This is a genomic window from Sphaerisporangium viridialbum (assembly GCF_049674955.1).
Classification (GTDB): domain Bacteria; phylum Actinomycetota; class Actinomycetes; order Streptosporangiales; family Streptosporangiaceae; genus Sphaerisporangium; species Sphaerisporangium viridialbum.
In genome coordinates this window covers 2425026-2438052 of the sequence record NZ_CP187232.1, presented here as the reverse complement: position 1 = coordinate 2438052, position 13027 = coordinate 2425026, and the positions used below count along the sequence as shown (strand labels likewise).

Sequence of the window (13027 nt, the reverse complement as noted above, 5' to 3'; positions counted from 1 at the left end):
CATGGCCGAGCGCAGCGACGGCGCCCGCCCCAGCGCCGTGCCCTACCTGTTCCTCGCCCCGGCCATGGCACTGTTCCTGCTGTTCATGGCCGTGCCGATCGGCTACACCGGCTACCTGAGCCTGCGGCGGACCAAAGTCTCCGGCCTCGGGCTCGGCAAGGGGGCCCGCAAGGAGATCTTCGCCGGGCTCGGCAACTACGCCGCCGCCGTCGGTGACGGCGAACTGTGGGCGGGCTGGCTGCGGGTCATCGGCTACGGCGCGCTCGTGCTCGCGCTCATGCTGGGACTCGCCCTGCTGTTCGCTCTGATGCTCGACGCGAAGCACGTTCGATTCGCCCGGCTCACCCGGATCTCCATCTTCCTTCCGTACGCCGTACCGGGCGTCGCGGCGACGCTGATGTGGGGCTTCCTCTACCTGCCCAGCCTCAGCCCGTTCGGTGACCGGCCCTTCCTGAGCGCGGGCGCGGTGACATTCTCGATGGCCAACGTGGCGGTCTGGGGCGGCACCGGCTTCAACATGCTCGTGCTCTACACGACGCTGCGCGCCGTGCCCCGCGACTACTACGAGGCGGCCAGGATCGACGGTGCGAGCGAACTGCAGATCGCGCTGAGGATCAAGATTCCGATGCTGACTCCGGCGATCATCCTGACCGCCGTATTCTCCGTCATCGCGACCATTCAGGTGTTCACCGAGCCGACCACGCTGCGGCCGCTGACGAACACGATCAGCTCGACCTGGAGCCCGCTGATGAAGGTCTACCGCGACGCGTTCGTCACCGGCGACCTGTATTCCGCCGCGGCGACATCCATGGTCATCGCCGCGATATCCCTCGTCCTGTCATTCGGTTTCCTGCGCGTGGTGAGAAGCCGCGCCTTCGGGGAGACGTGACGGCCGTGACCACCCTGACCAGGCCCGCCCGCCACACCCGCCCTGCGACGCGCCGGCCGTTCGGGATCGTGCCGACCACTGTGCTCGTCCTCGGCGCGATCTACACCCTGTTCCCGGTCGCCTGGGTGGTCGTCGCGGCCACCAAGTCGAAGGCCGAGCTGTTCTCCACCTCGACCTTCGCACCCGGCACCGGCCTGCTGTCCAACCTCACCGACCTGTTCGCCTACCGTGACGGCGTCTTCTGGCTCTGGCTGCTCAACACGGTCCTGTACGCCGGAGGCGGCGCCGTGCTGTCGACCGCGGTGTCCACGATCTCGGGGTACACCCTGGCCAAGTACGACTTCCCCGGCCGGAATCTCATCTTCAACCTGCTCATCGGCGGCATCCTGGTGCCGTCCGTCGTACTGGCGATCCCGCAGTACCTTCTGTTCTCCAAGATCGGCCTGGCCGACACCTACTGGTCGGTGCTGCTGCCGCAGATCCTTAATCCGTACGGCATCTACCTGGCCAGGATCTACGCACAGGCCGCGATCCCCGGCTCGCTGCTGGAGGCGGGCCGACTGGACGGCGCGGGCGAGTGGCGCCTCTTCCGCCAGGTGGCCCTGCCGATGCTGACCCCGGGAATGGTGACGATCTTCCTGTTCCAGTTCGTCGCGATCTGGAACAATTTCCTGCTGCCGTTCATCATGCTGGGCGACGATCAGAAGTTCCCCCTGACGATCGGCCTCTACACGCTTCTGGCAGCGGGAGCCAACCAGCCCTCGCTGTACAACCTGATCATCACGGGCACAATGTTGTCGCTCATCCCGCTGATCACGTTGTTCCTGACCATGCAGCGCTACTGGCGTACCGATCTGTCCAGCGGGGCCGTGAAAAGCTAGACCAGGGCCTGGATCATGGCAGGGCCACGACGCGAATGGAGGCACGTGAACCAACAGTCCGGCGACCGGCGTTCACAGGACACCACTGCCGGGTCGGCCCATCCACCCGCGGCCCTGGCGCGGCCACGCCGAGGGAACAATAGGGGCATGGCGAAGCGTCCGACCATCCACGATGTCGCGGCGGCGGCAGGCGTGTCCCGGGGGACGGTCTCCCGGGTGCTCAACGGCGACCGGTACGTCAGCACGGCAGCCCACGCCGCTGTGCGCCGCGCGATCGCCGAGACCGGATACATCGTCAACCGCAACGCCCGCAGCCTGGTGACGCAGCGGACCGGGTCGGTGGTGATGGTGCTGTCGGAACCACACGAGAAACTGTTCGAGGACCCCAACTACAGCGTGACCATCCGCACGGCGGTCCGGCGTCTCGCGGACCGGGACATCTCACTGGTCATGATGGTGGCCGGGGACGACGGCGACCGCGACCGGGTGGTCCGCTACGTGCGCGGCGGCCACGCCGACGGCGTGTTCCTGCTGTCCACGCACGCCGGCGACCGCATGATCGATGCCCTGGTGGCCCTCGCGGTCCCCACCGTCGCACTGGGCGCGGTCATCGGCAGGGAGCAGGTGATCCCCTACGCCGCGGCCGATGACCGTGAAGGGGCCAGGCAGATGACCCGCTACCTGATCGAACGCGGTCGCAGGAAGATCGCCACCATCACCGGCCCGATGGACACCCCCGGCGGCATCCAGCGCCTGGAAGGATTCGCCGATGTGCTAGGCCGCAAGGCGTCCAAGAAGCTCGTCGAGCACGGCGACTGGACCCAGGCCAGCGGGGAGAGCGCCATGGCCCGGCTGCTCCAGCGTGTCCCCGATCTCGACGCCGTTTTCGTGGCCTCCGACCTGATGGCCGCGGGCGCCCTGGCCGCACTACGTGCCGCCGGACGACGGGTGCCCGACGACGTCGCGGTGGGCGGATTCGACGATTCCTCGGTAGCCGTCTCCACCCATCCCCCGCTGACCACCGTCCGCCAGCCGCTCGCCCAGGTGGCCGAGGAGACCGTGCGGCTGCTGCTCGCGCTCATCGACGGGACCGAGCACGTCGGCCCGGTGGTCCTGCCCACCCGCCTGATCACCCGAGAATCCGCCTGACCTCGCCGGCCGCCGCGGAGCTCATGCTGAATGTTTCAGTAGACCGAGCGTCGTTGACCGAGGGGCCGATTCCTCCAGATGACGGCTATCGGGCTCATCGTGGTCCTGGCCACCGCGACCTTGATCATCTTGCGCCTGTGGCACTGGTAGTCCCCAGCGGATTTCGCATGGTCACCACGCGGCCAGAACGTGGGTTCCCTGGCCGCGCCGCCCTCGGTGTGACCGAACGTCAGGGCCCCGGCGGTCTGCAGCCTCCTGACACCCGAGTCTCCAATCAGCCGGCGGCCACCACTTCGATCTCCACCAGCCAGTCGCTGACAAGCGTCTGCGCGACGATCGCCGTAGTGGGAACGGTACGGCCGACCAACGCCTTCACCCGGGCTGCCGCATTCGCTTCGGCATAGGAAGCATCACGCAGGTAGCTGGTAAGCCGGACAATGTTGTCCACCGTCATGCCGGCCGACGCCAAGATCACACGCAGGTTGGCCCAGATGAGGTCGAGTTGTTCGTCGAGCGTAGCCCCGGCTGCGCCCGTAGAGTCCAGTCCCATCGTTCCGGAGACGAACAGCAGCCGCTGCACGTTGCGGACTTCCACCGCGTGCACATAGTCGCTGGTGCTGGCGTATATCCCGTCCGTCGGGTCGTGCGTGACAATCTCCATCTGTGGATTCATGGCCATAAAGGAAGATCATGCCAGCCTTCGCTGCCAATGGGTGACGATCGCCCCCATTCATCCTCGCCGATGACCACCGCACCCTTCCCGTGTTCTGAAAGCCCAGTTCCTGTGCTTTGTTCGTGGCCTCGCCGACGGTGAGGTGTGGACTTTGCCCTTGGGTGAAGCCGCAGCATCATGGTGCCGGTCGTCCTGACCGGCGCGAGGAGGGTTGGGTGTGGGGCTGCTGACGATCGGGGCGTTCGCTCGGGCTGCGCGGTTGTCGCCGAAGGCGTTACGGCTGTATGACGAGCTCGGGTTGCTCCGGCCGGCTGCCGTGGACGGGGAGTCGGGGTACCGCTTCTACGATCCGACGCAGTTGGAGCGGGCCCGGTTGATCGCGTGGTTGCGGCGGTTGGGCATGCCGCTGGCCCGCATCCGCCAGGTGTGCGACCTGGAGCCGGAGGCGGCGGCCGAGCAGGTCGCCGACTACTGGGCGCAGGTCATGGCCGACACCGCCGTACGCGAACGACTCGCCACCTTCCTCGTCGACTACCTGTCAGGAAGGGGTAGCGCTGTGGAAGACGCAGATACCATGATCGGAATTCGGTACGCGGCACGGTCGGAGTCGGGGCTGGTTCGCACCAGCAACGAGGACGTCGCCTACGCCGGCGCCCGGTTGCTGGCGGTGGCCGACGGAGTACGCGGGCCGGGCGGGAGCTTCGCAAGCGTGGCGGCCATCGACGCGCTCAAGCCGTTGGAGATGAAGGCCGTACCTGCGGGCGACCTTCTCGGTGCACTGGCCGATGCGGTCACTCAAGCAGACCGGGCGATTCAGGGCATCGCCGAATCGGCACCGTCCGGTGAGGCGGTCACGACACTGACCGCGATGCTGTGGTCGGGCTCCCAGCTGGCGCTGGTGCACATCGGTGACACGCGGGCGTATTTGCTGCGCGACGGCGAGATCTTTCAGATCACCCACGACCACACCTACGTGCAGTCACTGGTCGACGAAGGCCGCCTGAGCCCGGAGGAGGCGGCCTCGCATCCGCAACGCTCATTGCTGGTCCGTGCGCTCACGGGCATGGGCGGGTCCCGGCCTGACCTGTCGCTGCATACGGCCGTGGCCGGCGACCGCTACCTGTTGTGCTCCGACGGACTGTCCACCGTCATTGCGGCAGAGTCCCTGCGCGGCGTCCTGAGCGCCGCGGGGGACCCTGAGCAGGTCCTCGATGAGCTGGTGCGGCTGGCATACGACGCGGGCGCCCCGGACAACATCGCCTGTGTGGTGGCTGATGTGGTGACGCTGTGACCGGGCTCTTCTCAGGCGGCCGAGGGCGCCCCTGCAACGGTGGTCGTGGAAGGTGAGCGCTTCGGCTGTACGTTCTTTGGGCGCGTACACGTTCGACCGGCGCCCCTTGGCGATTCCCGCCTATCGGCGGTTGTGGGTCGCCTCGGCTACCTGCGCGGTCGGTGGGTCGTTCAGCGTGGTTGCGGTGCCGGCGCAGCTGTTCACGTTGACCGGGTCGTCCGCGGCCGTCGGCGCCGCGGCCGCAGTGTCATTCGGTGCGTTGGTCGTCGCGTCGCTGTGGGTCGGAACCCTCGCTGACCTCATGGACCGGCGACGGCTGCTGCTGGCCGCTCACTGTGGCCTTGCGCTGACCTACGCGGCGCTGTGGGCTCAGGCGGCCCTGGGAGGCCGTTCTGTCGCCGTCCTGCTGGCGTTGGTGGCATGCCAAGGGCTGACCTTCGGGGCGATCATGGTGACGATGGGTGCGGCGGTGCCCCGTCTCGTACCTGCTGACCTGCTGCCCGCGGCGAACGGTCTCAGCGCGCTCGTCCGCTACACCGGGTCGATCATGGGTCCGTTACTGGCGGGCGTGCTGATTCCGCCGTTCGGGCTCGGCACGCTCTACCTGTTCGACGCCGTCGCGCTGCTGGCCGTCGTGTGGGCGGTCGCCAAGTTGCCGCCGATCCTGCCCACTCGGTGCCACGTGTCGGATCGCTGGACGGATTCTCAAAAGCACCATCGGAGCGATGCGTCGGCGCAGCGTGACCGGCGTCGGTCCGCGCTTGGACAGCTGCTCGCCGGGTTCCGTTACCTGCTTACCAATCGGATTCTCGTCGCTGTGCTGGCAGTGGACCTCGCTGCGATGGTCTTCGGGATGCCGGTAGCGCTTCTTCCGGAACTGGCACAACGCGCCTACGGCGGGCCTGCTGGAGGAGGCCTGGAGCTGGGCCTGCTTTACGCCGCCTACCCGGCCGGTGTCCTCGCGGCCGGGCTGATGTCTGGAACGTTCACACGCACACGCCGACACGGTGCCCTGATGGCATCGGCTGCCATCACCTGGGGAGGAACCGTCATGATCCTCGGGTTGGCTTCACAACTCTGGTTCGCCCTGGCGGCGCTCGTGCTCGGTGGCGCGGTGAACTTCGTGCTCAGTACCTTCCGCAACGCCATCTCACAGGCGTATACCGACGACGCCATGCGAGGCCGGATCCAAGGATCACTCACCGTCGTCCTGTTCGGGGGCCCACAGGTCGCCGCCCTGTTGCACGGGATGGCCGCGGCGGTATACGGCCCTCAAGTGACGATCTGCGTCGGCGGACTGCTCACCGTGGCAACCGTCGCCATGATCGTGCGGATGGCACCACGGCTTTGGCACTACGCCGCCCCAAGAACCGATCGATGATGAGATCCGGCCCGGATTCTGCCAGCAGGTGAGCACCGGGCCTCGTCGACGTAAAGGAGTTCGAAGCCCCCCTGGCTCAGGAAAGATCGAAGACGAGACCGGAAGTGGCTATTCCGACCTCGCCGTCGTATCCGGCCCTAGCGGCGGCTTGTGCGGCTGTGGCGTCGGTGCCCGGCTGCAGGTGAGTCAGTAACAGGTGTCGGGCGCCGGCGTCCATGGCTTGCCGGCCTGCCTGGCGGGCGCTGGTCAGGTGGCGCCGCGAATCCTCCGGGACTCGGTCCACATAGGTGGCCTCGGCCAGTAGCAGGTCGGCACCGCGTGCCAGGTCCACCACGTCGGGGCTCGGGCCGGTGTCACCGGTGTACGCGAGCACCCGCTCGCCCGCTGTCAGCCGTATGCCGGCATTGGGCACCGAGTGCGGCAGCAGACGAGTCTGGGCGCGGAACGGGCCGATGTCGAGCCTGCTGCCGGCAGTGAACTCGTGCAGGACGTAGGCGTCGCTCAGCATCCCTGGGCGGTCCAGAGCGAGTACCGCATCCAGTGCGCCGGGCAGCGAGTACACCGGCAACGGCGCCGGCGGGTCATCACGCAATGTACGCGCCCGCAGAAGCGGGCTCAGGTCGGCGCAGTGATCGGGATGTCCGTGGCTGATGAACACCGCGTCGACCTGATCGGCGGTGATCCGCTCCAGCAGCCGCGGCACCGTCGCGTATCCAAGGTCGACGAGCAGCCTGAACCCATCGTGCTCCACCAGGTAACCACTGCAGGCCTGGCCGGCCTCCGGCCACGCACCGCATCCGCCAAGGATCGTCAGCAGCATCCATGAACTCTAACGGCGGCTCGCGAACCGGCAGGTCACGCCTGATCAGCAAGCTCTTACGCGCGCCCCGCCACACCCTTCCAGCGCGGAGGATGGGAACCATCGGTAGTGGTGAGCTTTCGGATCCGATGATTGTCTCGCGGGCCGGTGAAACAGCGTCAGCTCAGGCCGAAATGTGGCAGGCAGGGCTCCAGACCATGGAGCCCGATGGGGATCGGGCTCGTGAACGTGTCCTGGTTCAAGCGCAGACGTTGGGCGATGGTGCGCTGGCCGCGTACATTGTGGACCGCCAGGCCATCGGGCTGGTAACCGAGTTTGCGGGAGACGGCCAGCGAGGCGCTGTTGTGCTCGAAGGCGGCAGAGATTGCTGAGAGAGCGCCAAGACCGGTGAAGGCCAGGTGGAGAACGGCGGCGCGCATCTCGGTGCCAAGGCCATGTCCTTGGTAAGAACGACCGAGCCAGGAGCCGGTATGCACCTCGCGGGTGACGGCGAAGTCGGTAGCGGACAAGTCCTGGACGCCGATGGCCTGCCCGTCGCAGATGACGGCGAAATTGCAGCACCAGCGTTCGGGCCGCCACCGGGCGATCTCGCCGAGGTTGGACAGGACGACGTTTCTGGGGAGTTCGTCGCTCGGGACGTCGGTCCACGGTGGGACGAAGGGCATCACTTCGGGGTCGTGGATGCCCTCAGCCGCTTGATCGGCCAGCTGATTGAGGTCCTCCAGTGTGGGCAAGCGCAGTTCCAGTCGGGGCGTGGTCAAGTGCAGCTTGAATAGAGGCCAGTGATCGGGCATGGAAACAGAGTGTCCAAGACGCTGCAGGGGCGGCAAGGAGCTTCCTGAGAATCACGCGATGACGTCGTGCGATCGCGGCCCGAGCGGCGGGCGCGCGCGAGAACGGCCCCAAGGCAGGTACGGCTGAACCACGCACGTCATTTGGTCCGCGATGAGAATGTTGTCCCGGACCGTCTCGCCGTAAACCGCGAGCTCAAACCGCTTGGCAACCTCAGGGACAATTCGGTGGCTTGGTCGAAGAGAGCCGGCGGCGGGTAGGCCGAGGCGAATTCGGCCCTACTGCTAAAGATCGCCGATACGTCGGCAAGCTGGTTTCCTATGATTTCGACAGGGGCGGCCTTGGTGCGGGGATCGTCGGTATGGGCGGTGAATGACCGATGCCGTTGGCGAGGGCTTCCGCCCCTTGAACGGAAGTGGGCCTGGTCTTCACCGTGCCCCGACAGATGCCGACGTGCGTGTCCGCGGGCGCTGAAGGGTGAGGCGTCGCTCAGATCCAGCCCTGTTTGGCGGCGATGCGCACGGCCTCGTGCCGGTTCGCAGCGCCGAGCTTCGCGATGGCGGCTGCGAGGTAGTTCCGCACGGTCCCACGGGAGAGCGAAACGCGTTGCGCGATCTCGTCAACGGGCGCGCCGTCGCGCGCAAAGGCGAGAACATCGGTCTCGCGCGGAGTGAGCGGAGAGTCGCCCGCGCCGATCGCCTCGGCCGCGAGCTCGGGGTCGACGTGCCGGCCGCCACTCGCGACCTTTCGCACGACGTGTGCGAGGGTGCGAGAGGAAACGGTCTTCGGCAGGAAGCCGCGTACGCCCGCAGCGAGCGCTGACTTCAGATAGCCGGGACGACCGTGCGAAGTCACGATGACACAGCGGCAGTCCGGCAGCTCGGTCGTGAGCCGCCGGGCCACCTCGATGCCGTCGGGCTCGGGCATCTGCAGGTCGAGCAGGGCCACGTCGGGACGGAGTTTGAGTGCCGTCGCGATCGCCTCATCACCTGACGCCGCCTGCCCGACTACCTCGAAGTCGTCTTCGAGGTCGAGCAGCCCGGCGATGGCGTCGCGGATGAGATGTTCGTCGTCGGCGACGATGATGCGGATCATGCGCGGTCTCCCTCGGGAAGCGGGATCGTGGCCTCAAGCAGGAACCAGTCTCCGTCGCGGCGCGTTGCGATGTGCCCTCCGATCGCTCGGATCCTCTCGGACATCGCACGCAGTCCCGTGCCGGCGTCGGGGCTTGCCGCAGCGGGTCCGCCGGCCGCGTCGACGAGGTCGGCCCCATCATTCGCGATCGTGAGGAGGACCTCCCCGTCCTCGTTCGTCGTCACGAGCGTGACCTGTGTCGCCGCCGAGTGGCGCAGCACGTTCGTGACACCCTCGCGGACGACCCACGCGAGTGCCTCGGCGCACTCCTCGGGCACGGGGTCACCAGTCACCGTGCAGCGGATGCCGGCAGAGTCGAGCAGCGAACGCGCGCCCGATACCTCGCCATCCCAGGTCGCACGAAGCTCGCCGCGCACCACGCGACGGACCTCGCTTCCCGCCTCCTGCGCGAGCCGCCGGACGCCGGTGATCTCATCGGCCGCCTGTTCGTCGTTGCCGCGGCGCACGAGTTCCGACGCGAGTTCGCTCTTGACCGCGATCGTCGCGAGGGTGCGGCCGAACACGTCGTGGAGGTCGCGCGAGATGCGCAAGCGTTCGTTCGCGAGCGCGAGGGCGGCGCGATCCTCGTGCGCTCTCTGCAACTCGCGCAGGACCCGCAGCGTCCACGTGCTCGACCAGCAGGCCCACAGGATGACGCTGATCACCGCCACCTCGACAATGAGGAGCGGTATGTCCGCGACGGCCGCGAGCGGGACGGCCAGAACGAGAATCGCCGCGTTGAGGTGAAACGTTCGTCGCGCGTCGAGCACAGGCACGAAGCTCGCGGCGACCGACCCGATGGCCGCCGCGGCTGTCACGCCCATCGCGGGGACCGGAATCGTGAGGGTCGCGGCGACAAGCGCCACGAGGGTGAGCCCCCACGCGATGACACCGCCGGCCGCGAGCCGCCGGGGGCGGCCGCCGAGGACGTCGAAGCTCCACTGGCTGACGAGGATGTTCCCGGTGACGAGGGCGAGCGCGAGGACGACGGCCAGGATGACCACGACGAGGTGCGTCCCGATGAGTCGGTCGGCGCTTATCAGTCCGGCGAGGAGGGTGCCGATCGGGGTCGAAACGGCGCCGTATGTGGACCAGCGCGCGTAGGTCTCGAACCGACGTGCGCTGGCCGCCGACCAGTCCCCCATGAACCTCAGTCTGCCATCAATGACCTGGACCTCCATCCCAGAGGGCCGGCCCCGTCCCTCGCCCCTTGTGCCGCCGATCACCGGGCGGACGGACTGTTCTACGGCGTCAGGGACGGACCGGTCCGTCGCGTGCGCGCCCAGATGACGGCGGTGATCGCAACGAGCAGGACGCAGGGAATGAGCATCACGATCGACCCGGCCCCCGCCGAGCGATCGGAGCCCGCGAGGGGGTCGGCGTGCGTGACGATCATCATTAGGTACGCGAGCATATTGTTGGCCGCGTGGATGACGACTGACGTCTCCAGACCGCCCGTCCGCCACGTGATCAGGCCGAAGGTGACGCCGAGGGTGAGGTAGTAGACGTTCAACCATGGGTCGGTGGACAGGTGGATGGCCGCGAATAGGACGCTCGACACGGCCAGGCCGAGGACCAGCGCCGTCCGGGGCCCGCGGCCCCAGCTCGCAGCCACCCGGAACGCCAGACCACGGTAGCCGTACTCCTCGCCCGCCGACTGCAGAGGCGTCAGCAGGAGCGTGATGACGAACACGCCGACCAGGTCGGAGAATTGCCACGATCCTTCCGTGTACGGCGAGAGGAGGAAGAAGACGGTCATGTAGAGCACCCAGATCGGCACGAGCGTCAGCACTGCACGACCGAACACGGCGGGCCGGAACGCGGACAGCACGGAATGCAGCGACGATCCCTTCACCCCGTACAGCCAGCGCTGGATGAACATGCTCCACGGGATCATCAGCGCGATCGAGATGAGGTTCGCGGCTTGGAAGATCGGCGTGAACTCCGTACCACCCGCGATCGGGTTGACCCTGCCCAGTGCCTCGTCGATGGCGGAGCCGAGGGCGCTGAGGACACCGCCGAAGCCGAACAGCCCGACAAGGAGCAGCACGAGCGCCAGAATGCCGCGTCCGATGCGGCGCTTCTCACCAGCCAGCACGCGGTGGTAGGGAGCACCTGACGGGATCGGTCGCGGACCGTTGCGGTGCTGTGACGCGTCGTGGAGGACGGTCGGCGCATTGTCGGGCAGAAGGGCGTCCGGGTCGAATACCGGGGAGTTGGAGTCGTTTCGGTACATGCTTCCACCCTCTTCCGAGACTCGTTACGGCAGCAGTGGCGTTGCTCATGAGTTCGTATGCGATCCGCGCGGCATGGGCATGACATTTGCCATACGAGCAGGGGTGCCCATGGAGGCGCTGAAGGCGCTCAAGGAAGACCAGGGCGAGACGCATGAACTGGTGTTCTCGACGCAGAGCGGCTCACCTGTGGCTGCCCACAACACGCGCCGCGACTTCCGGAAGTACTCGACGACGCAGGGCTCACGGGGAAGGAGTGGGCTCCCCAAGAGCTACGGCATGGCTCTCTGACCATGACCTCCCGATCGAGGAGATCTCGCGCCTGGTGGGTCACTCCAACACGGTGGTCACCGAGACCGTCTACCGCCACCAGATCCGACCCATGATCCAGGAGGGTGCCACGGCGATGGACGGCATCTTCCGCCGCCCTGAAACGATAGCCACCCACCCCCCGTTTCCGATCTTGGAAGCGGGGCGTTCTGGCTGGTGGGCGCTACTGGGTTCAAACCAGTGGCCCCTCGCTTGCAAGGAGCGCTCAGGCACGCGGATGGCACGTAGATCGCTCTGGCCTCGACGCACGTACCCAATCCGCATTAGCAGCTCGGATCCTGCCCGTCCCGATCAGTTCCACGTGGACCGATCGGGCTCGCAGGCCTACATGGAACGGGCCTGCACGGAGCTGTATTGCAACTAGAACTGCAACTAGGGCAGGGCCGCTGACCTCCTGTGATCCGTAGGTCCCCAAACGATCTCCGTCAGTGTTCATAGGCGTCCGCCACCTCGTCCATCGGCATCCTTCCCGTCCATCTCCGTTCGCCGCAGTCCAAGATCGTCCGTTCGGGTGGCTCCCAAGGTGGCTCCCAGAAGCCTGACGGCTCGCCTGATTGCCGCCCGGTGCGGCATGCTTGATCACAGACTCCTCGTGTGCCACGGCAACGGACAGCCTTCCGATGTCAGCCCCTACACGACCCTGCTACGGTTCCAAGGCAATCTGATCACGGTCCACGGCAACGATGTCGGCTTCGCTTAACGTGCGCATATGCGGCGCTTATGCGGGATCGTGCTGGTAATCGTCGGGCTCATGAGCGTTACGAGTTGCTCGCCTCCCATAGCGGGGGCTGCCGGAGTCAGCGTCGACGCAGAGGGGCATCCGATCATCGTCCTGGCATGGTGCGGGGGAGCAACTCCTGAGGGTGTAGACATCTCTCACTACGAGGACACCTCGGGCCCGTGGGATACCATGCCCAGCCCTTCGTCAGCAGCAACGGTCGTGGACGACGTGGACTTCATCGCACCGTCTCTGGACGGGCAGAGCGCGTCCGTCCGGCTGGACGCTCCGGATGATGGTTGGACGGTAGAGCCGAAACCGTTCGTGCTGCGCCCGGGTGTGCTCTATCACTCGTTCGGCTACCAGGGGCGAGGCTACAACCAAGTCACCACCGACCATGTCAGCTTCTCCGCCGACAGCGTGGCAAAGCTCAATCCGGGGTCGGTGCTGGTCCAGCGGTACGACGAGAGACGGTCACCGCCCGATCGGGGCGACGTCACGATCACGCGGGAAGAGTTCGACCGCCAAGGCCAGGATCCGGCCAACTGTCAATGATCACTCGTCCACCTGGAGTCACCGCTTCGGAGCCCATGAATACGTCCATATAGGACGAGGTGCATCGAAAGCCTATGACCTCAAAAGCGGCATATCCAGACTAAGCATAGATAAAATGCCCTCTGAGGCGTGGACGCCGGTCCGCCGCCGACTGGCTTCGCCGTTCACGACGTAGGTGCA

Annotated in this window: 13 protein-coding genes; 7 read left to right on the top strand and 6 right to left on the bottom strand. The window is 66.8% G+C overall.

What is annotated here, in order from left to right; genetic code table 11:
- Window position 1: 1 nt before the first annotated feature.
- The 3 genes from ACOZ38_RS10820 (at window position 2) to ACOZ38_RS10810 (ending at window position 2919) form a co-directional block, all read left to right on the top strand.
- A complete protein-coding gene (locus tag ACOZ38_RS10820) occupies window positions 2-889 on the top strand; it encodes a carbohydrate ABC transporter permease (RefSeq protein ID WP_424536984.1) in 888 nt (295 codons plus the stop codon).
- 5 nt (window positions 890-894) lie between these two features.
- Complete coding sequence (locus ACOZ38_RS10815; RefSeq protein WP_424530059.1) at window positions 895-1770, top strand: carbohydrate ABC transporter permease; 876 nt, start codon at window positions 895-897, stop codon at window positions 1768-1770.
- Between the two features lie 147 nt (window positions 1771-1917).
- Entirely contained in the window at window positions 1918-2919 is a 1002-nt protein-coding gene (locus tag ACOZ38_RS10810; RefSeq protein ID WP_424530058.1) for a LacI family DNA-binding transcriptional regulator, read from the top strand.
- 274 nt (window positions 2920-3193) lie between these two features.
- On the opposite strand, the gene ACOZ38_RS10805 is transcribed toward ACOZ38_RS10810, so the two are convergent.
- Window positions 3194-3580, bottom strand: coding sequence for a RidA family protein (locus ACOZ38_RS10805; protein ID WP_405145938.1), 387 nt, complete (start codon window positions 3578-3580; stop codon window positions 3194-3196).
- Window positions 3581-3809: 229 nt separating this feature from the next.
- Between ACOZ38_RS10805 and ACOZ38_RS10800 the strand changes: the two genes are divergently transcribed.
- Together ACOZ38_RS10800 and ACOZ38_RS10795 are read left to right on the top strand one after the other, a co-directional pair.
- Window positions 3810-4883: a MerR family transcriptional regulator gene (locus ACOZ38_RS10800; RefSeq protein WP_424530057.1), complete on the top strand. Its 1074-nt coding sequence runs from the start codon at window positions 3810-3812 to the stop codon at window positions 4881-4883.
- 52 nt (window positions 4884-4935) lie between these two features.
- Window positions 4936-6264: an MFS transporter gene (locus tag ACOZ38_RS10795; RefSeq protein WP_424530055.1), complete on the top strand. Its 1329-nt coding sequence runs from the start codon at window positions 4936-4938 to the stop codon at window positions 6262-6264.
- 76 nt (window positions 6265-6340) lie between these two features.
- Here ACOZ38_RS10795 and ACOZ38_RS10790 read toward each other — a convergent pair whose 3' ends face one another.
- From ACOZ38_RS10790 to ACOZ38_RS10770, 5 genes are all read right to left on the bottom strand, one after another.
- Window positions 6341-7084 (bottom strand): MBL fold metallo-hydrolase, encoded by a 744-nt coding sequence (locus ACOZ38_RS10790; RefSeq protein ID WP_424530053.1) that lies wholly within the window; start codon window positions 7082-7084, stop codon window positions 6341-6343.
- Window positions 7085-7242: 158 nt separating this feature from the next.
- Window positions 7243-7878, bottom strand: coding sequence for a GNAT family N-acetyltransferase (locus ACOZ38_RS10785; protein WP_424530051.1), 636 nt, complete (start codon window positions 7876-7878; stop codon window positions 7243-7245).
- Window positions 7879-8365: 487 nt separating this feature from the next.
- Entirely contained in the window at window positions 8366-8971 is a 606-nt protein-coding gene (locus tag ACOZ38_RS10780; RefSeq protein WP_424530050.1) for a response regulator, read from the bottom strand.
- The gene (locus tag ACOZ38_RS10775) at window positions 8968-10155 is read right to left on the bottom strand and encodes a sensor histidine kinase (protein WP_424530048.1); all 1188 of its coding nucleotides are present in this window, start codon (window positions 10153-10155) and stop codon (window positions 8968-8970) included. The genes ACOZ38_RS10780 and ACOZ38_RS10775 overlap by 4 nt, the downstream gene beginning before the upstream one ends.
- A 98-nt stretch (window positions 10156-10253) precedes the next feature.
- Window positions 10254-11246 (bottom strand): lysostaphin resistance A-like protein, encoded by a 993-nt coding sequence (locus tag ACOZ38_RS10770; protein WP_424530046.1) that lies wholly within the window; start codon window positions 11244-11246, stop codon window positions 10254-10256.
- 109 nt (window positions 11247-11355) lie between these two features.
- Here ACOZ38_RS10770 and ACOZ38_RS10765 point away from each other — a divergent pair, with 109 nt between their 5' ends.
- Window positions 11356-11535 (top strand): hypothetical protein, encoded by a 180-nt coding sequence (locus ACOZ38_RS10765; protein ID WP_424530045.1) that lies wholly within the window; start codon window positions 11356-11358, stop codon window positions 11533-11535.
- Window positions 11536-12514: 979 nt separating this feature from the next.
- Window positions 12515-12847 carry a hypothetical protein gene (locus ACOZ38_RS10760; protein ID WP_424530043.1) on the top strand — a complete coding sequence of 111 codons (333 nt, stop codon included), beginning with the start codon at window positions 12515-12517 and terminating at the stop codon, window positions 12845-12847.
- Window positions 12848-13027: the final 180 nt, after the last annotated feature.